Annotated in this window: 19 protein-coding genes and 1 tRNA gene; 19 read left to right on the top strand and 1 reads right to left on the bottom strand. The window is 63.2% G+C overall.

From position 1 onward, the window contains the following. The first annotated feature begins 3 nt into the window (after positions 1-3). The 17 genes from ispG to QWL29_RS22750 all read left to right on the top strand — a co-directional run bounded on the left by ispG (position 4) and on the right by QWL29_RS22750 (position 18789). Positions 4-1278: a flavodoxin-dependent (E)-4-hydroxy-3-methylbut-2-enyl-diphosphate synthase gene (gene ispG, locus QWL29_RS22830; protein ID WP_305825149.1), complete on the top strand. Its 1275-nt coding sequence runs from the start codon at positions 4-6 to the stop codon at positions 1276-1278. 169 nt (positions 1279-1447) lie between these two features. Next, positions 1448-2785, top strand: a complete 1338-nt coding sequence (gene hisS / locus QWL29_RS22825) for a histidine--tRNA ligase (RefSeq protein ID WP_305825148.1) — start codon at positions 1448-1450, stop codon at positions 2783-2785. A gap of 67 nt (positions 2786-2852) precedes the next feature. Next, entirely contained in the window at positions 2853-3509 is a 657-nt protein-coding gene (locus QWL29_RS22820; protein WP_305825147.1) for a YfgM family protein, read from the top strand. A gap of 98 nt (positions 3510-3607) precedes the next feature. Beyond that, positions 3608-4762: an outer membrane protein assembly factor BamB gene (gene bamB / locus QWL29_RS22815; protein ID WP_305825146.1), complete on the top strand. Its 1155-nt coding sequence runs from the start codon at positions 3608-3610 to the stop codon at positions 4760-4762. Positions 4763-4771: 9 nt separating this feature from the next. After that, entirely contained in the window at positions 4772-6115 is a 1344-nt protein-coding gene (gene der / locus QWL29_RS22810; protein ID WP_305825145.1) for a ribosome biogenesis GTPase Der, read from the top strand. A 201-nt stretch (positions 6116-6316) separates the two neighbouring features. Then, positions 6317-6553: an RNA chaperone Hfq gene (gene hfq / locus QWL29_RS22805; RefSeq protein ID WP_026354376.1), complete on the top strand. Its 237-nt coding sequence runs from the start codon at positions 6317-6319 to the stop codon at positions 6551-6553. Between the two features lie 32 nt (positions 6554-6585). Then, positions 6586-7785: a GTPase HflX gene (gene hflX / locus QWL29_RS22800; RefSeq protein ID WP_305825161.1), complete on the top strand. Its 1200-nt coding sequence runs from the start codon at positions 6586-6588 to the stop codon at positions 7783-7785. Between the two features lie 5 nt (positions 7786-7790). Continuing rightward, positions 7791-9089, top strand: a complete 1299-nt coding sequence (hflK, locus tag QWL29_RS22795) for an FtsH protease activity modulator HflK (RefSeq protein WP_305825144.1) — start codon at positions 7791-7793, stop codon at positions 9087-9089. Continuing rightward, complete coding sequence (hflC, locus tag QWL29_RS22790) at positions 9089-9961, top strand: protease modulator HflC (protein ID WP_229438673.1); 873 nt, start codon at positions 9089-9091, stop codon at positions 9959-9961. Before hflK ends, hflC begins: the two co-directional genes overlap by 1 nt. 422 nt (positions 9962-10383) lie before the next feature. Beyond that, a complete protein-coding gene (locus QWL29_RS22785) occupies positions 10384-11538 on the top strand; it encodes an ATP phosphoribosyltransferase regulatory subunit (RefSeq protein ID WP_305825143.1) in 1155 nt (384 codons plus the stop codon). A 3-nt stretch (positions 11539-11541) separates the two neighbouring features. Then, a complete protein-coding gene (locus QWL29_RS22780; RefSeq protein ID WP_305825142.1) occupies positions 11542-12858 on the top strand; it encodes an adenylosuccinate synthase in 1317 nt (438 codons plus the stop codon). A gap of 26 nt (positions 12859-12884) precedes the next feature. Beyond that, positions 12885-13424 carry a phosphoribosyltransferase gene (locus QWL29_RS22775; RefSeq protein WP_305825141.1) on the top strand — a complete coding sequence of 180 codons (540 nt, stop codon included), beginning with the start codon at positions 12885-12887 and terminating at the stop codon, positions 13422-13424. A gap of 194 nt (positions 13425-13618) precedes the next feature. Then, positions 13619-14215 carry a MarC family protein gene (locus QWL29_RS22770; protein ID WP_229438669.1) on the top strand — a complete coding sequence of 199 codons (597 nt, stop codon included), beginning with the start codon at positions 13619-13621 and terminating at the stop codon, positions 14213-14215. After that, positions 14212-16251 carry a hybrid sensor histidine kinase/response regulator gene (locus tag QWL29_RS22765; protein WP_305825140.1) on the top strand — a complete coding sequence of 680 codons (2040 nt, stop codon included), beginning with the start codon at positions 14212-14214 and terminating at the stop codon, positions 16249-16251. Before QWL29_RS22770 ends, QWL29_RS22765 begins: the two co-directional genes overlap by 4 nt. A gap of 113 nt (positions 16252-16364) precedes the next feature. Next, on the top strand, positions 16365-16838 hold the full coding sequence (locus QWL29_RS22760) for an FKBP-type peptidyl-prolyl cis-trans isomerase (RefSeq protein WP_305825139.1): 474 nt from the start codon (positions 16365-16367) through the stop codon (positions 16836-16838). 188 nt (positions 16839-17026) lie between these two features. Continuing rightward, entirely contained in the window at positions 17027-18127 is a 1101-nt protein-coding gene (locus QWL29_RS22755) for a trypsin-like serine protease (RefSeq protein ID WP_305825138.1), read from the top strand. A 200-nt stretch (positions 18128-18327) separates the two neighbouring features. Continuing rightward, positions 18328-18789, top strand: coding sequence for an RES family NAD+ phosphorylase (locus tag QWL29_RS22750; protein WP_305825137.1), 462 nt, complete (start codon positions 18328-18330; stop codon positions 18787-18789). A gap of 72 nt (positions 18790-18861) precedes the next feature. Here the strand turns inward: QWL29_RS22750 and uvrB are convergent, their stop codons facing one another. Beyond that, a complete protein-coding gene (uvrB, locus tag QWL29_RS22745; RefSeq protein ID WP_305825136.1) occupies positions 18862-20979 on the bottom strand; it encodes an excinuclease ABC subunit UvrB in 2118 nt (705 codons plus the stop codon). Positions 20980-21084: 105 nt separating this feature from the next. Here uvrB and QWL29_RS22740 point away from each other — a divergent pair, with 105 nt between their 5' ends. After that, entirely contained in the window at positions 21085-22296 is a 1212-nt protein-coding gene (locus QWL29_RS22740; protein ID WP_305825135.1) for an amino acid aminotransferase, read from the top strand. A gap of 52 nt (positions 22297-22348) precedes the next feature. After that, positions 22349-22424 (top strand) — tRNA-Asn (locus QWL29_RS22735). Positions 22425-22656: the final 232 nt, after the last annotated feature.

The raw sequence follows: 22656 nt of genomic DNA, 5'->3' as shown, positions 1-22656 counted from the left end.
AGCATGAACGCCATGAATATGCCCATTCCTTCCGGACCGATGGCGCGCCGCGCCAGCCGCCGCGTGCTGGTTCAGCACGGCGCGCGCAAGGTCTGGATCGGGGGCGACGCCCCGGTGGTGGTGCAGTCGATGACCAACACCGACACCGCCGACGTGATCGGCACCGCCATCCAGATCAAGGAGCTGGCGCGCGCCGGTTCCGAGATGGTGCGCCTGACCGTGGACAAGCCGGAAGCGGCGGCCGCCGTGCCGGCGATCCGCGAGCAGCTCGACCGCATGGAAGTGGACGTGCCGCTGGTCGGCGATTTCCACTACAACGGCCACATCCTCTTGCGCGACTTCCCCGAGTGCGCCGCCGCGCTGTCGAAGTACCGCATCAATCCGGGCAACGTGGGGCAGGGCGCCAAGCGCGACACCCAGTTCGCCCAGATGATCGAAGTGGCGATCAGGCACGACAAGCCGGTGCGCATCGGCGTCAACTGGGGCAGCCTGGACCAGTCGCTGCTGGCGCGCATCATGGACGCGAATGCCGCGCGCACGAACCCGTTCAGCGCCCAGGCCGTGATGTACGAAGCCCTGATTACCTCGGCCATCGAGAACGCCATGCGCGCCGAAGAAGTGGGCCTGGCGCGCGACAAGATCATCTTGTCGTGCAAGGTCTCGGCGGTGCAGGACCTGATCGCGGTCTACCGCGAACTGGCGCGCCGCTGCGATTACCCGCTGCACCTGGGCCTGACCGAAGCCGGCATGGGCAGCAAGGGCATCGTCGCCTCCACGGCCGCGCTGTCGGTGCTGCTGCAGGAAGGCATCGGCGACACCATCCGCGTGTCGCTGACGCCGGAGCCGGGTGGCGACCGCACGAAAGAGGTCGTGGTGTCGCAGGAAATCCTGCAAACCATGGGCCTGCGCAAGTTCACGCCAATGGTCATCGCCTGCCCGGGCTGCGGCCGTACGACGTCCACCGTGTTCCAGGAACTGGCCGACAACATCCAGACCTTCCTGCGCGATTCGATGCCGGAATGGAAGAAGCTGTATCCGGGCGTGGAAGCGATGAACGTGGCCGTGATGGGCTGTATCGTCAACGGTCCGGGCGAGTCGAAGCACGCGAACATCGGCATCAGTTTGCCGGGCACCGGCGAATCGCCGGCGGCGCCGGTGTTTGTCGACGGGCAGAAGTTTGCCACGCTGCGCGGCGAGCGGATCGTCGATGAGTTCCAGACGATTGTGCTGGATTACGTGAAGAAAAATTACGGCAAACAAACCGAAATCGTTGGTTAAAACCGAATCGTTGGCAAAAACCGTAGGGTGGGCACTTGTGCCCACGCGGTCGTACCATTGCGTACCCCACCGTGTGAAGCGGTGCGACGGATCAGATGCCGTACCGCGTGGGCTCAAGAGCCCACCCTACAAAAGAACCACCGCATCAGCCGATAGCAGAGCATATAACATGTCCAAACCAGAAAAAATCAATGCCATCAAAGGCATGAACGACATCCTCCCAGCCGACGCACCGCTGTGGGAACTGTTCGAGAACACCGCCGAAACGATCCTGAAAAGCTACGGCTACCAGAAGATCGTCACCCCGATCGTCGAGGAAACCCGCCTGTTCGCGCGCGCCATCGGCGCCGTGACCGACATCGTCGAGAAGGAAATGTATTCCTTCGAAGACTCGATGAACGGCGACCAGCTGACCCTGCGCCCGGAAGGCACGGCCGGCGTGGTGCGCGCAGTGATCGAGCACAACATGGTCTATGAAGGCCCGAAGCGCCTCTGGTACAAGGGCCCGATGTTCCGCCATGAGCGTCCGCAACGCGGCCGCTATCGCCAGTTCTTCCAGTTCGGCGCGGAAGCCGTCGGCTTTGCCGGCCCGGACATCGATGCCGAACTGATCATGCTGTGCCGCCGCCTGTGGGATGACCTCGGCCTGCAGAACGTGCGCCTGGAACTGAACTCGATCGGCAACGCCGAGGAGCGCAACCGCCACCGCGCCGACCTGATCGCCTACTTCGAGCAGCACAGCGACGTGCTCGATGCCGAAGCCCAGCGCCGCCTGCACAGCAACCCGCTGCGCATCCTCGACACCAAGAACCCGGCCATGCAGGCGATGGTGAACGGCGCGCCGCAGTTGCTGTCCTACCTGGGCGAGGAATCGCTGGCCCACTTCAACGGCGTCAAGAAACTGCTCGACCGTAACAACGTCCAGTACACCGTGAATCCGCGCCTGGTGCGCGGCCTCGATTACTACAACCGCACCGTGTTCGAGTGGGTCACCGACGAGCTGGGCTCGCAGGGCACCATCTGCGCGGGCGGGCGCTACGATCCGCTGATCGAAACCTTTGGCGGCAAGCACACGCCGGGCGTCGGTTTTGCGATGGGCATCGAGCGTATCGTGGAACTCATGAAAGGCCTGGGCGAACCGGCCACGCCGAGCCAGTGCGATGTCTACATGGTGCACCAGGGAGAAGAAGCGCAGGTGCAGGCCTTCATCCTGGCCGAGCGATTCCGCGATGCCGGCCTGGATGTTGTGCTACATTGCGCAACGCCGGCCGGTGCGGGCAGCTTCAAGAGCCAGATGAAGAAGGCCGACGCCAGCGGCGCCGCCTTTGCCGTCATCCTGGGCGAAGACGAAGTGGCCAACAACGTGGCGGCCGTGAAGTCGCTCCGTGGCGAAGCGGGCGAGCAGCAGCAGGCCAGCGTCGCCTTCGAGAATGTGGTCGACCACGTGGTCGACGCCATCATCGGCGAACATGACCACGACCACGATCACGTGCACTATCATCCGTAACAGCAGCCGCAGCAAGTAAGCAAGCGATCCATCGATCCATCTATAACCACAAGACAGACGAACGACCATGGCATACGACCTCGAAGAACAAGAACAGATTGCCTCATTCAAGGCTTTCTGGTCCAAGTACGGCAACCTGATCACCTGGGTGCTGATCATCGCGCTCGGCTCTTTCGCCGCGTATAACTTCTGGAACCAGCACCAGCGCAAGTCGTCGACCGAAGCCTCGGCCCTGTACGACACCCTGAGCGACGCCGTCACCGCCAACGACAACGCCAAGGCCCAGCGCATCGCCGCCGACATCCAGGACAAGTTCAAGCGCACCGCCTATGCGCAGATGAGCGCCCTGGGCGCCGCCAAGGCCGCCTTCGAGGCGAATGACCTGAAGACCGCCAAGACCCAGCTGCAATGGGTGGTCGACAACGGCAACGACGAGTACCAGTCGGTCGCGAAACTGCGCCTGGCCGGCGTGCTGCTGGACGAAAAGAACTACGACGGCGCCATGAAGCTGCTGAATGAAAAGTTCCTTCCGCAATTCGCTGCCGAAGTGCAGGATCGCAAGGGCGACGTGCTGGTTGCGCAGAACAAGATCGCCGACGCGCGCAACGCCTACGTTGCCGCCCTGGCCGCCATGGGTCCGAAGCATCCTGGCAGCCAGCTGGTGCGCATCAAGCTCGAAGCCATCGGCGGCACCGCTCCGGAAGCACCGAAGGCAGCAGCGTAATCGTTGTCGGATACGGCCCGCGTCCGCCTTCCTGGCGGGGGCGGGCTTTGCGGCTTTATAGAGTTCAGACTTCAGACTAAGAACAAGGCTAAAAGAATATGCGTATTACCCGTAAGCTGGTTGGTGTCGGTGTCCTGGCCCTGATGACGGGCTGCTCGACCTTGAGTTCGCTCAATCCCTTCTCGTCGAAGGACAAGACCAACGAGCCGGCCAAGCTGGAAGAACTGAAGGCGTCGATGGCCGTGCGTACCGCATGGAAGCTCGATATCGGCAAGGCGCGTGGCTACCAGTTCTCGCCTGCGCTGGCCGGCAACACCCTGGTCGTGGCCAGCGCCGAAGGTAACATCGCCCGCGTCGAAGCAGCCGACGGCCGCCCGATGTGGCGCATCAAGGCAGGTTCCGACCTGACCGCCGGCGTCGGCACCGACGGCAACGTGATCGTGGTCGGCGCCGCCAAGGGCGTGCTGATGGCCTTCGACATGGACGGCAAGGCGCTCTGGAAGACCCAGCTGTCGAGCGAAATCCTGTCCGCCCCGGCCGTGGGCCAGGGCATGGTCGTGGCGCGCTCGATCGACAACCGCGTGGTCGGCATCGACGCCGCCACCGGCGAAAAGAAATGGACCGTGCAGCGTCCGTCGCCGCCGCTGACCCTGCGCAATGCGCCGGGCATGGTGGTGTACGAAAAAGACGTGGTCGTGGCCCAGCCGGCCGGCAAATTGACGTCCTTCCTGATGGCCACCGGCGCACCGCGCTGGGAAGTCGAAGTCGGCGTCGCCCGCGGCGCCACCGAACTCGAGCGCGTGACCGACATCGGCGGCGCGCCGGCAATCTTCGAATCCGACGTCTGCGCCGTCTCTTACCAGGGCCGCGTGTCCTGCTTCGAGCTGGCCTCGGGCTCGCCGCGCTGGAACCGCGACCTGTCCTCGGAAGTGGGCGTGGCCGTCGACCAGCGCTTCGTCTTCGCCGCCGACGACAAGGGCGCCGTCCATGCGTTTGCCCGCGACAGCGGCGCCAGCGTCTGGAAAAACGACAAGCTGGCCTTCCGCGGCCTGTCGACTCCGCTGTCCTACGGCCGCGCGGTCGCAGTCGGCGACTACCAGGGTTACATCCACTTCCTGTCGCGCGAAGAAGGCAGCATGCTGGCGCGTCTGTCCCTCGACGGCGGCGCCGTCAGCGGCACGCCCCTGGTGGCCGGAAGTAACCTGATCTTTCAAACACAAAATGGAACTGTGGCCGCCATCGCGGTCGAATAGAATAAATACATGAAGCCGGTAATTGCACTCGTTGGTCGCCCGAACGTCGGAAAGTCGACCCTCTTCAACCGCCTGACCCGTTCGCGCGACGCGCTGGTGGCCGATCTCCCTGGCCTGACGCGCGACCGCCACTACGGCGAAGGGCGGATCGGCGAGCGGCCCTTCCTGGTCATCGATACCGGCGGTTTCGAGCCGGTGGCCAAGGAGGGGATCATGCACGAGATGGCCCTGCAGACCAAGCAGGCCGTGGCCGAAGCCGACATCGTCGTCTTCATCGTCGACGGCCGCCAGGGCCTGACCCCGCACGACAAGACCATTACCGACTTCCTGCGCAAGTCCGGACGCCAGGTCATGCTCGTGGTGAACAAGTCCGAGGGCATGAAGTACACCTCGGTCACCGCCGATTTCTATGAGCTCGGCATGGGCGACCCCTACGTCATTTCCGCCGCCCACGGCGACGGCGTGACCGACCTGGTGATCGAGGCGCTGGACCTGGCCTTTGCCCAGCGCCCGGCCGACGAGGAAGAACTCGAAGCGGCCGACCGCGGCGTGAAGATCGCCCTGGTCGGCCGTCCGAACGTCGGCAAGTCGACCCTGATCAACACCCTGGTTGGCGAGCAGCGCGTGATCGCCTTCGACATGCCGGGCACCACCCGCGATTCGATCGAAGTGCCGTTCGAGCGCGACGGCAAGCAATACACCCTGATCGACACCGCCGGCATCCGCCGCCGCGGCAAGGTGTTCGAAGCCATCGAGAAATTCTCGGTCGTGAAGACCCTGCAGTCAGTGACCGAAGCGAACGTGGTCGTGCTGATGCTAGATGCCCAGCAGGATATTTCCGAGCAGGATGCGCACATTGCCGGCTTCATCCTGGAGTCGGGCAGGGCGCTGGTGGTGGCCGTCAACAAGTGGGACGGTTTGACCAGCGACCAGCGCGACCAGGTCAAGAACGACATCGACCGCAAGCTCGACTTCCTCGGCTTTGCCGAAATGAAGTTCATCTCGGCCCTGAAGGGCAGCGGCGTCTCGCAACTGATGAAGTCGGTCGATTCGGCGTATGCCGCGGCCACCGCCAACCTGTCGACGCCGCGCCTGACCCGTGCGCTGCAGGAAGCCGTCGAGAAGCAGGAGCCGAAGCGCAAGGGCAGCTCGCGTCCGAAGATGCGTTACGCCCACCAGGGCGGCCAGAATCCGCCGATCATCGTCATCCACGGGAATGCCCTCGACGGCATCACGGAACCGTATAAACGCTATCTGGAAAAACACTTCCGCGACACCTTCAACCTGATCGGTACGCCCCTGCGCATCGAACTGCGCAGCGGGAAAAATCCTTTCGATAAGCGCGAAGGATAATCGTTTTCGGATAATCGCCTTTTCAACGCGGACCTATTGCTGGGTTTAATGTTTTCTTAAGCCTAGCAGTACGACAAAAAAGGGTAAAACAGGTTACAGTAAGCCCAGGCCATCGTTCGCAAAGCTGAATCTTGCCCCGTCCACTTGAAATGGCGGCATTAGCCTCCAATTTTTAAACTACAACAACATTACGGAGCTGTTATGAGCAACAAAGGGCAACTGTTACAAGACCCATTCCTCAATGCCTTGCGCAAAGAGCACGTCCCTGTCTCGATCTACCTGGTCAACGGGATCAAACTGCAGGGCCACATCGAGTCCTTCGACCAATACGTCGTCCTGCTCCGCAATACCGTCACCCAAATGGTGTACAAGCATGCCATTTCCACCGTCGTGCCGGCTCGCGCCGTCAATCTCAACCTCGATTCCGAAGCTGAGTAAGGCCGATGGCTGACGCCCTCGGTACAAGTACCATGCGCGCCGCGCTGGTCGGCATCGATTTTGGCGCTGTCGACTTCAGCGCCAGTCTCGAAGAGCTCGCCTTGTTGGCGCGCTCGGCCGGCGCGGAGCCGATCACCACGATCACCGCAAAACGCTCCGCCCCCGATCCTGCCTATTTTGTGGGCAGCGGCAAGGCCGACGAAATCGCCCAGGCGGCGACCGTCGAGAATGCGGACATCGTCATCTTCAACCACGCACTCTCGCCGGCCCAGCAGCGTAACCTCGAACGCCGCCTGAACCGCCGCGTCATCGACCGCACCAGCCTGATCCTCGACATCTTCGCCCAGCGCGCCAAGAGCCACGAGGGCAAGTTGCAGGTGGAACTGGCCCAGCTGCAGCACCTGGCCACGCGCCTGATCCGCGGCTGGACCCACCTGGAACGGCAAAAGGGCGGTATCGGCCTGCGCGGTCCTGGCGAAACCCAGCTCGAGACCGACCGCCGCCTGATCGGCGAGCGCGTCAAGGCCCTGCGTGCGCGCCTGGTCAAGCTGCGCAAGCAGCACGAGACCCAGCGCCGCCAGCGCGGCCGCAACAACACCTTCTCGGTGTCGCTGGTCGGCTATACCAATGCCGGCAAGTCGACCCTGTTCAACACGCTGACCAAGGCCGGCGTCTACGTCGCGAACCAGCTGTTCGCCACGCTCGACACCACCAGCCGCCGCCTCTACCTGAACGACGAGGTCGGCAGCGTCGTGATTTCCGACACCGTCGGTTTCGTGCGCGAATTGCCGCACCAACTGGTGGCCGCCTTCCGCGCCACCCTGGAAGAAACCATCCACGCCGATCTGCTGCTGCACGTGGTCGACGGTTCGTCGGACGTGCGCATGGAGCAGATCGAGCAGGTCAACGACGTCCTGCGCGAAATCGGCGCCGACCATATTCCCCAGATCCTTGTGTGGAACAAGATTGATGCGGCCGACCTCCAGCCCGGGGTCGAACGTGATGAATATGATAAAATCAGCCGCGTTTTTATCAGCGCCCGCAGTGGCGCCGGCCTCGATTTGCTGCGCGACGCCATCGTCGAGGCGGCAGGCTCCGCGCGCGTATCGAGCCCTGAAAACGAAGAGCAGGACGATGCCGTGCCGAACGCATCCGACGACGACTCCACGGACGACTCCGACGATGACTTCGGCGACCGTATTCCAACCTCCACCCCTGTCGGGCCCCAATAAAGCCTATGCTCGTTTCCTTACTTAAACGTTTCGGCGTCAAACTGTCGCTGAACGATCCACGCTGGGGCAACAATCCCAAGCGCGACCCCAAGGCCCAGGAGGGCCGCCGTCCGGGTGAAGGTCCGCCCGATCTCGACCAGATGTGGCGCGACTTCAATGCGCGCCTGAACCGCCTGTTCGGCGGGCGCGGCAACAACGGCGGCGACGCCGGCGGGCCGTACCGCTCGGAAGGGCGCGGCGCCGGCATCACGGCCACCGTGATCGGCTTCATCGTCGTCCTGATCTGGCTTGCCAGCGGCGCCTTCATCGTGCAAGAGGGCCAGGTCGGCGTGGTGACCACCTTCGGCCGCCTGTCGCACACCACCGGCGCCGGTTTCAACTGGCGCTGGCCGGCCCCGATCCAGGCCCACGAAACCGTCAACGTCTCGCAAGTGCGCACGGCTGAAATCGGCTACCGCGACAACGTGCGCAACAAGCAGCCGGCCGAAGCGCTGATGCTGACCGACGACGAAAACATCATCGACATCCAGTTTGCGGTGCAGTACACCCTGAAGGACCCGGTCGCCTGGGTCTTCAACAACCGCGACCAGGACACCAGCGTGCACCAGATCGCCGAAACCGCCGTGCGTGAAGTGGTGGGCAAGAGCAAGATGGACTTCGTGCTGTACGAGGGCCGCGAAAAGGTGGCCGTCGATGTGCACACCATGATGCAGGCCATCGTCGACCGCTACAAGCTGGGCGTGTTGATCACCAACGTGACCATGCAGAACGTGCAGCCGCCGGAGCAGGTGCAGAGCGCATTCGATGACGCCGTGAAGGCCGGCCAGGACCGCGCCCGCGCCGGCAACGAAGGCCAGGCTTATGCCAACGACGTGATCCCGCGTGCCCGCGGCGCCGCCAACCGCCTGCTGGAAGATGCTTCGGCCTACCGCTCGATGGTCATCGAAAACGCGACCGGTAACGCCTCGCGCTTCAACCAGGTGGTGGCCGAGTATGCGAAAGCCCCGGGCGTGACCCGCGACCGCATGTACCTCGACACCATGCAATCGATCTTCAGCAACACCACCAAGGTGATGGTCGACGCCAAGTCGGGTTCCAACCTGCTGTACCTGCCGCTGGATAAACTGGTGGCCCAGGTGGCCGCGAACGACGCCGCCGTCGGCCGCGCGCACTCGGGTCCGGTGCAGGTGCCAAGCCAGCAGGAAACGTCCGCGGCCTCGCAGGAAGCCATCCAAAACACCGAAGCGGTGCGCCAGCGCGACGCGCGCAGCCGCGATACCTCACGTGACAGGGAGAGCCGTTAATGAGCCGCCTCGTAACCATTTTCGTGGCGGGCTTCATTGCCCTGATGCTGCTGTCCTCGACCGTGTTCGTGGTCGACCAGCGCCGCTTCGCGATCGTCTTTGCCCTCGGTGAAGTGCGCGAAGTGATCGCCGAGCCGGGCCTGCACTTCAAGCTGCCGCCGCCGTTCCAGAACGTGATCTATCTCGACAAGCGCATCCTGACCCTGGATACGCCGGACGCCGACCGCTTCATCACGTCCGAGAAGAAGAACATCCTTGTCGACGCCTTCGTGAAATGGCGCATCGTCGAGCCGCGCCTGTACTACGTCAGCTTCAACGGCGACGAGCGCGCCGCCCGCAACCGCATGTCGCAGATCGTCAAGGCGGCCCTGAACGACGAGATCACCAAGCGCACCGTGCGCGACGTGATTTCCGGCGAGCGCGGCCGCGTGATGGATGCGGTGCGCGACAAGGTCGTGGCCGAGGCCAAGCAGATCGGCGTCGGCATCGTCGACGTGCGTCTGAAGCGCGTCGACTACATCGACCAGATCAACAACTCGGTCTACGACCGCATGCGCGCCGAGCGCGTGCGCGTGGCGAACGAGCTGCGTTCGACCGGTTCGGCCGAAAGCGAAAAGATCCGCGCAGATGCCGACCGCCAGCGCACCGTGATCCTGGCTGAAGCCTTCCGCGAAGCCGAGAAGATCAAGGGCGAGGGCGACGCGAAAGCCTCGGCCATTTATTCCGAAGCCTTTGGCAAGAACCCCGAGTTCTACAAGTTCTACCGCTCGCTCGAAGCCTACCGCGCCAGCTTCAAGGCGCAGGGCGACGTGATGGTGATCGACTCGAATTCGGAGTACTTCAAGTACTTCAAGAATCCGGGTAGCAAATAAGCCAGTCAGCATGTGCAAAAAGCGCCGCGTACCCCGCGGCGTTTTTTTTAGTCGTGGTCGCCGCACAGAGGCGGCGGATCCCGTACGGTGGGCACTCCGTGCCCACGCGGAACGATGCGTCAACGCGGCATCATTGCATCCGTTGGCGACTGCACAGCAGCGGCGGCTCCAATAGCGCAAACGCGACGCGTACTTCCGCGTGGGCACGTTCGTGTTTGAGGCCCCGCCTCAAACACCCCACCGTACGGTCGAGGCACCGGGCCGGTACTTTGGCCAACGGAACACGGACTCCGCGAGCCCATGGAGCAACATCAACCGCCAGCCCCGCCGCATTTTCGGGTAAAATTGCCGATTCGGCGCCGACTTCGCACGTTCGATCGCGCCATATTGCCTCATTCTTAACAATCCACTAGCTGTTGCCCATGCCGAACTGGCTTCTGCCCGAGAATATCGCCGACGTCTTGCCGTCCGAAGCGCGCAAGATCGAAGATCTGCGCCGCACGATGCTCGACACCTTCCGCCTGTACGGCTACGAGCTGGTGATGCCGCCGATGCTCGAATACGTCGAGTCGCTGCTGGCCGGCGCCGGCCAGGACACCGACCTGCGCACCTTCAAGCTGATCGACCAGCTGTCCGGCCGCCTGCTCGGCCTGCGCGCCGACATGACCACGCAGGTTGCCCGCATCGACGCGCACCTGCTGAACCGCGCCTCCGTCACCCGCCTGTGCTACGCCGGCAGCGTGCTGCACACCCGTCCGTCGGGGCTGCACACCACGCGCGAGCCGATCCAGATCGGCGCCGAGATCTACGGCCACGCCGGCCTGGAAGCCGACGCCGAGATCCAGGAACTGGCGCTGGCATCGGTTGCGCTGGCCGGGTTCACCGAAGTGCGCCTCGACATGGCCCACGTCGGCGTGCTGCGCGCGCTTCTGAATGAAGACGCGGCAGCGAAAAAAGACGAAGCCGCCATCACCGCATTGCTGCGCGCGAAAGACGTGCCCGGCCTGGCCGAGCTGACCCGCGCCTACGCCCCCGCTACCCGCGACGCACTGCTCGCGCTGCCGAATTTGTACGGCGACGTCGAGGTGCTGGCGCGCGCGAAAGAGGTCTTGCCGGCGCTGCCGGGCATCACCCGCGCCCTGGCCGAACTGGCGGCGCTGGCCGCCGGCGCCATCGGCCGCGCGCAAGTTGCGATCGATTTGGCCGATTTGCGCGGCTACCAATACGAAAGCGGCGCCATGTTCGCACTCTACGTGCCGGGCCTGCCGAATGCCGTCGCACGCGGCGGGCGCTACGACCACGTGGGCGAGGCCTTCGGGCGCGCCCGTCCGGCCACCGGCTTCTCGCTGGATTTGCGCGAACTCGCGCGCCTGCTGCCGACGGCCGAGCGCAAGCATTCGATCCGCGCCCCCTGGGGCAACGCGCCGGAGCTGCGCGAAAAAATCGCTGACCTGCGCAAGGCAGGCGAAGTCGTGATCCAGTCCATGCCGGGTCACGATAATGTTCAGGACGAGTTCGAGTGCGACCGCGTGCTCGTCCTCGAAGATGGAAATTGGATTCTCAAAAACTTAGGTTAAGTGATGTCAAATACTAACGTGGCAAAGAACGTCGTCGTCATCGGCACCCAGTGGGGCGATGAAGGCAAGGGCAAGATCGTCGACTGGCTGACCGACCATGCGGCCGGCGTCGTTCGTTTCCAGGGCGGCCATAACGCCGGCCATACGCTGGTCATCAAGGGCCAGAAAACCGCCTTGCAACTGATCCCCTCGGGCATCATGCGCGCAGGCGTGGCCTGCTACATCGGCAACGGCGTCGTCGTTTCCGTGCCGGACGTGATGCGCGAAATCGACAAGCTCGAAGCTGCCGGCATCGAAGTGGCCTCGCGCCTGAAAATCTCGGAAGCCTGCCCGGTCATCCTGCCTTACCACGTCGCCATCGACAAGGCACGCGAAGCCAAGCGCGGCGAGAACAAGATCGGCACCACCGGCAAGGGCATCGGCCCGGCCTACGAAGATAAAGTGGCGCGCCGCGCCATCCGCATCGCCGACATGCTCAACGAAGAGCGCTTCGCCGAGAAGCTGAAGGAAAACCTGGAATACCACAACTTCGTGCTGGTGAACTACCTGGGCGGCGAAGCGATCGACTTCCAGAAGACCTTCGATGACGCGATGGCCCTGGTACCGCGCCTGCGTCCGATGGTCGGCGACGTCTCGTCGGCACTGTACGCCGCGCACAAGGCCGGCGGCCACCTGCTGTTCGAAGGCGCGCAGGGTTCGCTGCTCGACGTCGACCACGGCACCTATCCGTTCGTCACCTCGTCGAACTGCGTGGCGGGCAACGCCGCTGCCGGCGCCGGCGTCGGTCCTGGCATGCTGCACTACATCATGGGCATCACCAAGGCCTACACCACCCGCGTCGGTTCGGGCCCGTTCCCGTCGGAACTGACCACCGCCGAAGGCGTGGGCGAGCACCTGTCGCGCGTCGGCCACGAGTTCGGCACCGTCACCGGCCGTGCGCGCCGCTGCGGCTGGTTCGACGCCGCGCTGCTGCGCCGCTCGGTCCAGATCAACGGCGTGTCGGGCATGTGCCTGACCAAGCTCGACGTGCTGGACGGCATCGAATCGCTCAAGCTCTGCACCGGCTACAAGATCAACGGCCGTGAGGTCGACATCTTCCCGGTCGGCGCCGAAGAAGCCGCCCTGTGCGAGCCGGTCTACGAAGAAATGCCGGGCTGGACCGAAACCACGGTCGGCGCGAAATCAATGGACGAGCTGCCGGCAGCTGCCCGCGCCTACATCAAGCGCATCGAAGAACTGGTCGGCATCCCGGTCGACATGGTCTCGACCGGTCCAGACCGCGAAGAAACCATCGTCCTGCGCCACCCGTTTGCAAGCTAAGCACCATATAAAAATAGGATTAAAGAATGAATACTCCTGCATCGACCGACAAGGACCTGTGGGTCTCCTGGGACGAGTACAACCGCCTGGTCGAGCGCCTGGCGCTGAAAGTGTATGAATCGAACTGGAAGTTCGACATGGTGCTGTGCCTGGCGCGCGGCGGCGTGCGTCCGGGCGACGTGATCTCGCGCATCTTCGACGTGCCGCTGGCGATCCTGTCGACCAGTTCCTACCGCGAAGAAGCCGGCACCAAGCAGGGCAACCTGGACATCGCCAAGTACATGACGATGACCAAGGGCCCGCTGGCCGGCCGCATCCTGCTGGTCGACGACCTGGCCGACTCGGGCGTGACCCTGCAAAAAGTGCGCGAGCACCTGCAAGGCAACTACCCGGACGTCACCGAAGTGCGCTCGGCCGTCATCTGGGTCAAGGGTACTTCGGCCTTCAAGCCGGACTACCACATGGACGACCTGCCGCATAACCCGTGGATCCACCAGCCGTTCGAAGACTACGATGGCCTGCGTCCGCACCAGCTGTCGGCGTGGATGAAGAAGTTCGAGAAGTAATCGCAGCAGCGGGCTTTAGGCCACCATGTCATTGCGTATGACAACAAGCCAGGGTGTCGCAGGATGCCCTGGCTTTTTTCTTGGCTTCATTCATTACCGCACGTTACCAAGCTAACACCCTCGGTGCAGATCGGTTAAGATTGTTACGAAAGCCTCGATCGCGTCACCCGGAACGTCACAAAAAAACAAGAACCATGACCCAGAGCTTCTTCCAGACCTTCATCCTCCTCATCCTCGTCACTGACCCGTTCGGCAACGTTCCCTTGTTCGCCACCGCCCTGAAGGACACGCCGCTGCACCGCCGCCCGCGCATCGTGGTGCGCGAATGCGCGATCGCTTTCCTGCTGCTGCTGGTCTTCATGTTCTTCGGCCAGCACTTCCTCGCGGCCCTGCACCTGAGCCCGGTGGCCCTGCGCATCGGCGGCGCCGTGATTCTCCTGATCATCGCGATCCGCATGATCTTCCCGCACCCGGACGGCGTGCTCGGCAAGAGCGAGCATGGCGAACCCTTCATCGTGCCGCTGGCGATTCCCGCCCTGGCCGGCCCCTCGGCGCTGGCCACCGTGCTGCTGTTCAGCGCCGACACGGTCTCGGAAACCATGGTCCACGTGGCGGCCCTGGCGGCAGTCGGCGTGGTCTGGCTGGCGGTGTTCCTGAGCGCCGAGCGCCTGCAGCAAAAGCTGGGGCCGCAGGTCATGACGGCCTTCGAGCGCCTGATGGGCCTGATCCTGACCGCGATGTCGGTCGAGATGCTGCTCGGCGGCATACGCGAATTCGTCCAGACCCTATGAGCGACCCGCGCACCCCGACGACTTCCGCCACCGAGGCGGGCATGCCGATGTTCCTCAGCGGCGGCGGCGAAGCGGGGGCGCTGATGCGGGCGCACGACTGGTCGCGCTCGCCGCTCGGCCACCCGACCGGCTGGCCGCAGGCGCTGCGCACCGTGGTTGCGCTGATGCTGGACTCCAAGTTCCCGATGTTCGTGGCCTGGGGCGAACAGCTCTGTTTCCTGTACAACGACGCCTACATCGAGATCCTCGGCGACAAGCATCCAAGCTCGCTCGGCGCGCCGTTCCGGCAGATCTGGGCCGAGATCTGGGACGATATCGGCCCCATCGTCGAGCGCGCACTGCAGGGCGAGGGCACCTGGTGGGAAAAGCTGCCGCTGCTCATGAACCGCCACGGCTACGACGAAGAGACCTGGTTCACCTTCTCGTATTCGGCCGTGCGCGACGACAGCGGCGCGGTGGGCGGCGTGTATTGCGCCTGCGTCGAAGCGACCGAACAGGTGCTGGGCGAACGCTACCGCAAGGAAGAAAACGAACGCCTGATGACGCTGTTCGAACAGGCGCCCGGCATCATCGCCGTGCTGCGCGGACCTCAACATGTGTTTGAGATCACAAACAAAAGTTACCTCGAACTCATCGGGCGCGGCGACCTGGTCGGCAAGACGGCGCGCGACGCCTTGCCGGAAGTCGAAGGGCAGGGTTTCTTCGAGCTGCTCGACCAGGTGTACACGAGCGGCGAGCCGTTCGTCGGCCATGGCGTGCCGCTGAAGGTGGCGCGGGCGCCGGATGCGCCGCTGGAACAGCTGTACGTCGACTTCGTCTACCAGCCGATCCGCGACCCGTATGGCACCGTGGTCGGCATTTTCGTCGAGGGCAGCGACGTCACCCCGCGCAAGCACATCGAGGACGAACTGCGCGCCGCGAATCGCCAGAAGGACCAGTTCCTGGCGATGCTGGCGCACGAGCTGCGCAACCCGCTGGCGCCGATCACCACCGCCGCCCACCTGCTGAAGATGGGAACGCTGGACGCCAAGGGCGTGCGCAACGCCAGCGAGATCATCGCGCGCCAGGCCGAGCACATGACCAGCCTGGTGAACGACTTGCTGGACGTGTCGCGCGTGACCCGCGGCCTGGTGACGCTGGAGAAGGAAGAGCTGGACCTGAACGAGGTCGTCGCCGGGGCCCTGGAGCAGGTGCGTCCGCTGATCGAGGCCCGGCGCCATGCGCTGACGATGGAACTGTCGGGCGAGCCGGTGCAGGTGCTGGGCGACCGCACGCGCCTGGTGCAGGTGCTGTCGAACATCCTGAACAATGCCGCCAAGTACACGCCTTCAGGCGGCCAGATCGCCTTGCGCGTGATACCCCATGGCGACCGGGTGACGGTGACCGTGACCGACAACGGCATCGGCATCGAGCCCGACGTCCTGCCGTACATCTTCGATTTGTTCACCCAGGCCGAGCGCACCCCGGACCGCTCCCAGGGCGGGCTCGGCATTGGCCTGGCGCTGGTGAAGAGCCTGATCATGCTGCATGGCGGCACGGTGGATGCGCGCGCCGCCTCGGGACGCGGCAGCGAATTCGAGATCTGCGTGCCGCGCCTGGCGGCCAACGCCGACACAACCGCCGCCGCGCCGGCCGGCGAGGCGCAGGGAGCGCCACGGCAGGCGGGGCTGCGGGTGCTGGTGGTCGACGACAACCGCGATGCGGCCGAGCTGCTCGGGTCGGTGCTGGAAGTGCTCGGCCATACCGTGGCGGTCGAGTATGACGGCCGCGGCGCCCTGGTGCGGGCACGCCGCGATCGGCCGCAGGTGATGCTGCTCGACATCGGCTTGCCGGATACCGACGGCTATGCGCTGGCGCGCCAGATGCGCGCCATTCCTGAAGTGCGCGGCGCCGTGCTGGTGGCCCTGACCGGCTATGGCCAGCCCGAAGACCAGCGCCAGGCCATCGAGGCCGGGTTCGACCACCACCTTGTGAAACCGGCCGACCTCGGCCGCGTGACCGACATCCTGGCCCAGGTGCAGGCGGCAAAACGCTGAGCTTGTGCGAAACCCCCGAGTAGGGAATACTGCCCGCACGGTCGCCCATGCCAACAGGCAAGACGGCGGCTGAGAGAGCAATCGTGCAGACCATTCCTACAAAGGCAATCCACATGACTTTACCTCATCGCGTCCTGGGCCTGGCCCTGGTCCTGTCCGCCAGTACCCTGGCAGCCGCACCGGCCTTTGCAGCGGCGCCTGCAGCAGCCAAGGCCGACAAGGCCGACGCGCCTGTGGCCATGCAGCTGCAAAAGATCGACACCGTCGTCGGCAAGGGCAAGCAGGCCGCCAGCGGCAGCACCGTCACCGTCAAGTACACCGGCTGGCTGTATGCGCCCAAGTCGCCGAAGGGCCGCGGCCCGCAGTTCGACACCTCGGTCGGCGGCGCGCCATTCACTTTCCCGCTCGGCGTGGGCGCGGTCATCAAGGGCTGGGACGAGGGCGTCGCCGGCATGAAGGTCGGCGGCAAGCGCACGCTGATCATTCCGTCGCCGCTGGGCTATGGCGCGCGCGGTTCGGGTCCGATTCCGCCAAATGCGAACCTCATGTTCGATGTCGAACTGGTCGATGTAAAAGACAGCAAATAAACGCTTCCGGCACTCAATAATGAGTGTCGGAAATTTTTACAATCAGGATACATTCCCAATATGTTAAGTGGCTAACATATTGAATTTATGCATTATTTTCCTTCTGGCATGGTTTCTGCTAAACAGTTTATACGCGGTGAGTTGGGACTGTCCGTGAGAGAAGATCTAGTCAACTAAAAGGAAAACAAATGCTGAATCGGAATCTGTCGTTGAAAAAAATCGCTGGTGCTGTCGTTGCTACCGGCTTTGTGTTTGGCATGGGCTCGGCTCACGCAGGTTCGATCGCCGCCACCCCAGGCTCGATCGTGACCCCGGCCATCACCTCGGGCGCTCTGCCAGACACCCCGGGCGCACACGTCGATCCAAACACCCCGAACTCGAAGTACTCGGGCGTTGTCAGCATCAACATCCGTTACGACGGCGAATCCTACATCTGCTCGGGCGCCCTGGTAGGCAAGCGCCAGGTGGTCTCGGCCGGCCACTGCGTTGATACCACGGGCAACGGCACCTACGTCGACCTGAAAAAGCCGGGCACCGACGTGCGCGTGCTGTTCAACAGCAACGGCAACTACAACACCAACCCTGCCGCCAACATCATCACCGCTACCCAGGTCGCCGTCCACAAGGACTACCAGGGCTTCAACAACTGCCCGGACGGCACCCGCGGTTGCGTGAACGATGACGTTGCCGTCATCACCCTGGGCCAGGACGCGCCGGACAGCGCCAAGATCTACAAGGTCGCCGTTAACCCGATCAACGCCGGCACCCACATCACCATGGTCGGCTACGGCACCTCGGGCGACGGCGTCAACGGCTACTACGTCAGCCCATCGTTCTCGATCAAGCGCAGCGGCGAGAACTACGTCGACCTGATCGACCTCGACGACGAGCAAGGCTTCGAAGGCGGCAACCAGGAAGTCTTCTACGCCGACTTCGACGGTCTTGGCCGCGATACTTTCTGCACCCAGTTCGGTGTCTGCACCCCAGTGCTGCCGAACGACCGTGAGTCGGGCATCGGCGGCGGTGACTCGGGTGGCCCATCGTTCATCGAAATGTACGGCGAACTGATGCTGGTTGCGAACAACACCTTCAGCGGCCGCTTCACCGGCCAGGTCGAAGGCACCTTCGGCACCTACTTCGGCGGCATCATCATGGGTGGCTACAAGGACTTCCTGTACACCGCAACCGGCGGCAAGGTCGCCCTGGTGCCGGAACCAACCAGCATTGCACTGCTGGGCCTGGGCGCCCTGATGCTGGGTGGCGCAGCACGCCGCCGCAAGCAGAAGTAATCCGCTCCGGCCCCTGGCCGGATAGCGATAGCGCGTAACGAGAGCGGCCTGCGGGCCGCTCTTGTTTTTTTACGCTTGTTTCTCTCTCGCGCTCTTTTTTTGGCCCGTCGCTGAGGTATCGTGCAGCTTGCATACGTGCGCGGCAGGGCAGGGGGGGCCGTTGTATGCTGAGGCCGTTACTTGGCTATGCAACAGTACCCATGAGAGCTTGGAGAATTGCAATCGAAAAGGCGGGGCTCGACCGCAAATGCAAGGGCGCGCGCGACAATGGCGGGCATTGGCACAGCGCGGGGCAGCCGGGCTTGTATGCAGCAATGACGGTGGAACTGGCGGTGCTGGAAAAATTCGTGCACACCGAGGAGGTCGACGAGGCGCCGCTGGTGCTGGTGGCGATCGACTTGCCAGACGATCCCGGGCTGGGGCTGGATGTGAAGGAGGAAGATTTGCCGGAAGGCTGGGATGCGCTCGAGGATGGCGGCAGCGCGGCCGCGTTCGGCACGGCTTTCCTGAAGAAGCGCGATTACCTGTACATGCGGGTGCCGTCGGTGATCGTGGGGGAGGGTGTGAACCTGGTGATCAACCCGGCGCATCATGCGTATGACCAGGTGAAGTCGAGCATTGCGCGGTCGTTCAGGTTTGATCCGAGGATGTTCAAGCGGTAGGGTGGGTTCAAGAACCCACCCTACGAAACCCTACGCATCGATGAAAAAACGGCGCCACCGGCGCCGTTCGTTTTACTTCCCAAGCATCGATACCACGTTGTCCGCCCCCGGCGCCCCAAACGCCTGCTGCTTGAGCACATGCAGCTGGTCGCGCACCTGGGCCGCCTTCTCGAACTCGAGGTTCTTGGCATGGTCGACCATGAGCTTCTCGAGACGCTTGATCTCTTTCGAAATCTGCTTTTCGCTCATAGCCTCGACCTTGGCCGTGGCCGCCGCGTCCTCGGCGTTCTGCGCGCCTTCGAGCATCGCTTTCTGCGCCGCATTGCTGTAGACGCCGTCGATCAGTTCCTTGATCTTCTTCTGCACACCCTTCGGCGTGATGCCGTTGGCTTCGTTGAAGGCGATCTGCTTGGCGCGGCGGCGTTCGGTTTCGTCGATGGCGCGGCGCATCGAATCGGTCACGTGGTCAGCGTACAGGATCGCCACGCCGTTCAGGTTACGCGCCGCGCGGCCGATGGTCTGGATCAGCGAACGTTCGGAACGCAGGAAGCCTTCCTTGTCGGCATCGAGCACGGCAACCAATGACACTTCCGGCAAGTCCAGGCCCTCGCGCAGCAGGTTAATCCCGATCAGCACGTCAAACGTACCCAGGCGCAAATCGCGCAAAATCTCGACGCGCTCGACGGTCTCGATATCGCTGTGCAGGTAACGCACCTTGATGCCGTGGTCGCTCAGGTATTCGGTGAGCTGCTCGGCCATGCGCTTGGTCAGCGTAGTGATCAGGACGCGCTCGTTCTTCTTGACACGGTCGTTAATCTCGCTCATCACGTCGTCGACCTGCGACAGGGCAGGGCGCACGATGATCACCGGGTCGACCAGGCCGGTCGGGCGCACCACCTGCTCGACCACGTTGTCGGCATGCGCCTTTTCGTATTCGGCCGGCGTGGCGGAGACGAAAATCGTCTGGCGCATCTTGCCTTCGAATTCCTCGAATTTCAAAGGCCGGTTGTCCAGCGCCGAGGGCAGGCGGAAGCCGTAGTCGACCAGGTTCGTTTTACGCGACCGGTCGCCGTTGTACATGGCGGACAATTGCCCAACCAGCACGTGCGACTCGTCCATGAACATCAGCGCATCTTTCGGCAGGTAATCGATCAGCGTCGGCGGCGGCTCGCCCGGCATGGCGCCGGACAGGTGGCGCGAATAGTTCTCGATGCCCTTCGTAAAACCGATTTCGGCCATCATTTCGAGGTCGAAGCGGGTGCGCTGTTCGAGACGCTGTTCCTCAATCAGTTTATTCTGCTGACGGAACTCTTCCAGGCGGTCCTTCAGCTCGGCCTTGATCGACTCGACTGCACGCAGCACGGTCGAGCGCGGCGTGACGTAGTGCGAACCAGGATACACCGTGAAGCGCGGGATCTTCTGGCGTACGCGGCCGGTGAGCGGATCGAACAACTGCAGCGATTCGATTTCGTCATCGAACATCTCGACCCGGATCGCGAGTTCCGCGTGTTCCGCCGGGAAGATATCGATGGTGTCGCCGCGCACGCGGAAGGTGCCGCGGCCGAAATCCATCTCGTTGCGCGAATACTGCATCTGGATCAGGCGCGCGATGATGTCGCGCTGGGCCACTTTATCTTTGTGGCGCAGCGTCAGGATCATCTTGTGGTATTCGTTCGGATTGCCGATACCGTAGATCGCCGAGACGGTGGCGACGATGATCACGTCGCGCCGTTCCATCAGCGACTTGGTGCACGACAGGCGCATCTGCTCGATGTGCTCGTTGATCGACGAATCCTTTTCGATGAACAGATCGCGCTGCGGCACATAGGCTTCCGGCTGGTAGTAATCGTAGTAGGACACGAAATACTCGACCGCGTTCTGCGGGAAGAATTCGCGGAACTCCGAATACAGCTGGGCCGCCAGGGTTTTGTTTGGCGCGAACACGATCGCCGGACGGCCGGCCTTGGCAATCACGTTGGCCATCGTGTAGGTCTTGCCGGAACCCGTTACCCCGAGCAGGGTCTGGTACATCAGGCCGTCGTCAATGCCTTCCACCAGGCCCTCGATTGCGGTGGGCTGGTCGCCCGCCGGCGGGAAGGGCTGGTGCAATTTGAACGGCGAATTCGGGTAGGTGATTACAGTCGGCTCAGGACCGGTTTCGACTGCGCTTACAGCTGATATATCTGCCATGTTGTCCGACCTTTGCTAGAATGGGGGTCCGCCTGCGGCACTGCAACATCCCTGCTGCTGTCCTATACAACTGCTGCGAACCCACCGACAATTCAGTTTATCACGATGACTTCCACAGCCTCCGCCAGCCTCTTCGGCGCCATCGACATGGCCCCGCGCGACCCCATCCTGGGCATCACCGAAGCATTCAACGCCGACACCAATCCGGTCAAGATCAACCTGGGTGTCGGGGTCTATTACGACGATAATGGCAAGGTGCCTCTGTTGCAGTGCGTACAGCAGGCGGAAGCGAAGTTGATTGAGCAGCAAGCGCCGCGCACCTACCTGCCGATCGACGGGCTGGCTGCGTACGACAAGGCTGTGCAAGAGCTCGTATTTGGGGCCGACAGCGCCGTAATTCAAGAGAAGCGCGCAATTACCGTGCAAGCCATCGGCGGCACCGGCGCCCTGAAAATCGGCGCCGATTTCCTCAAGCGTTTCGCGCCGGATGCGGAAGTATTCATCAGCGACCCGAGCTGGGAAAACCACCGCGCGCTGTTCGAGTCGGCCGGTTTCATCGTCAACAACTATACCTATTACGACCCGGCCACCCACGGCGTGGATTTCGACGGCATGCTGGCCTCGCTGCGCAAGATGGATGCCGGTTCCATCGTTGTCCTGCACGCCTGCTGCCATAACCCGACCGGCGCCGACCTGACCCAGGAGCAATGGGGCCAGGTAATCGCCGCCGTGAGCGAAGGCGGCCTGGTTCCCTTCCTCGACATGGCTTACCAGGGCTTCGGCGCGGGCATCGCGCAAGACGGCGCCGTGGTGCGCCGCTTCGTGGAAGCCGGCGGCCCGCTGCTGGTGTCGAACTCGTTCTCGAAGTCGTTCTCGCTGTACGGCGAGCGCGTCGGCGCGCTGTCGGTGGTGGCGTCCTCGAGCGATGAAGCGGCGCGCCTGCTGTCGCAGCTGAAGCGCGTGGTGCGCACCAATTACTCGAACCCGCCTATCCACGGCGGCAAGGTGGTGGCGACCGTGCTGTCCACGCCGGAACTGCGCCAGCTGTGGGAAGACGAGCTGGCCGGCATGCGTGTGCGCATCAAGGCGATGCGCGAAGAGCTGGTGCACAAGCTGGCCGCCAAGGCGCCGGGCCGCGACTTCGGTTTCGTGCGCGAGCAGGTGGGCATGTTCTCGTATTCGGGGCTCACCAAGGAACAGGTCGGCAAGCTGCGCGAGGAGTCGATCTACGCCGTGGACACCGGCCGCATCTGCGTTGCCGCGCTGAATTCGAAGAATATCGATCTCGTCGTTGACGCAATCGCCAAAGTCCTCTAAAATCTTGGCTCTTCGAACTTGAACGCAAGTTTGATTTGAAGAGCAGCACAATTCCCTGATAGCTCAGTCGGTAGAGCGACGGACTGTTAATCCGCAGGTCCCTGGTTCGAGTCCAGGTCGGGGAGCCAGAATTTGAAAAGGAGTGTCGAGCAATCGGCGCTCCTTTTTTGTTTTTGGGGCACGAAAACCAGTGGCCGAAACCGTATCTGGGCGATAAACAAACCAGCGGCCCACCCTAATGTGATGGACTCCACCCTCCTGATAACGGCATCATTGTGCCAAGCGTGCCAGATTGGACTGGAAGCACAAGATGAGCCGTAACGAAGTACTGTCAACCTTTCGAAACATGCAGCCGGTAGC

This window comes from Massilia brevitalea, from assembly GCF_030711405.1.
GTDB lineage: Bacteria > Pseudomonadota > Gammaproteobacteria > Burkholderiales > Burkholderiaceae_D > Telluria > Telluria brevitalea.
This window is presented reverse-complemented; position numbering and strand designations above follow the sequence as displayed.

Coding starts and splice junctions, on each gene's coding strand:
- ispG (WP_305825149.1), top strand. CDS start 4: ATGAACGCCATGAATATGCCCATTCCTTCCGGACCGATGGCGCGCCGC.
- QWL29_RS22785 (WP_305825143.1), top strand. CDS start 10,384: ATGCCGAACTGGCTTCTGCCCGAGAATATCGCCGACGTCTTGCCGTCC.
- QWL29_RS22760 (WP_305825139.1), top strand. CDS start 16,365: ATGACTTTACCTCATCGCGTCCTGGGCCTGGCCCTGGTCCTGTCCGCC.
- der (WP_305825145.1), top strand. CDS start 4,772: ATGAAGCCGGTAATTGCACTCGTTGGTCGCCCGAACGTCGGAAAGTCG.
- QWL29_RS22765 (WP_305825140.1), top strand. CDS start 14,212: ATGAGCGACCCGCGCACCCCGACGACTTCCGCCACCGAGGCGGGCATG.
- QWL29_RS22780 (WP_305825142.1), top strand. CDS start 11,542: ATGTCAAATACTAACGTGGCAAAGAACGTCGTCGTCATCGGCACCCAG.
- bamB (WP_305825146.1), top strand. CDS start 3,608: ATGCGTATTACCCGTAAGCTGGTTGGTGTCGGTGTCCTGGCCCTGATG.
- hflX (WP_305825161.1), top strand. CDS start 6,586: ATGCGCGCCGCGCTGGTCGGCATCGATTTTGGCGCTGTCGACTTCAGC.
- QWL29_RS22740 (WP_305825135.1), top strand. CDS start 21,085: ATGACTTCCACAGCCTCCGCCAGCCTCTTCGGCGCCATCGACATGGCC.
- QWL29_RS22820 (WP_305825147.1), top strand. CDS start 2,853: ATGGCATACGACCTCGAAGAACAAGAACAGATTGCCTCATTCAAGGCT.
- hisS (WP_305825148.1), top strand. CDS start 1,448: ATGTCCAAACCAGAAAAAATCAATGCCATCAAAGGCATGAACGACATC.
- hfq (WP_026354376.1), top strand. CDS start 6,317: ATGAGCAACAAAGGGCAACTGTTACAAGACCCATTCCTCAATGCCTTG.
- uvrB (WP_305825136.1), bottom strand. CDS start 20,979: ATGGCAGATATATCAGCTGTAAGCGCAGTCGAAACCGGTCCTGAGCCG.
- QWL29_RS22750 (WP_305825137.1), top strand. CDS start 18,328: ATGAGAGCTTGGAGAATTGCAATCGAAAAGGCGGGGCTCGACCGCAAA.
- QWL29_RS22770 (WP_229438669.1), top strand. CDS start 13,619: ATGACCCAGAGCTTCTTCCAGACCTTCATCCTCCTCATCCTCGTCACT.
- QWL29_RS22775 (WP_305825141.1), top strand. CDS start 12,885: ATGAATACTCCTGCATCGACCGACAAGGACCTGTGGGTCTCCTGGGAC.
- QWL29_RS22755 (WP_305825138.1), top strand. CDS start 17,027: ATGCTGAATCGGAATCTGTCGTTGAAAAAAATCGCTGGTGCTGTCGTT.
- hflK (WP_305825144.1), top strand. CDS start 7,791: ATGCTCGTTTCCTTACTTAAACGTTTCGGCGTCAAACTGTCGCTGAAC.
- hflC (WP_229438673.1), top strand. CDS start 9,089: ATGAGCCGCCTCGTAACCATTTTCGTGGCGGGCTTCATTGCCCTGATG.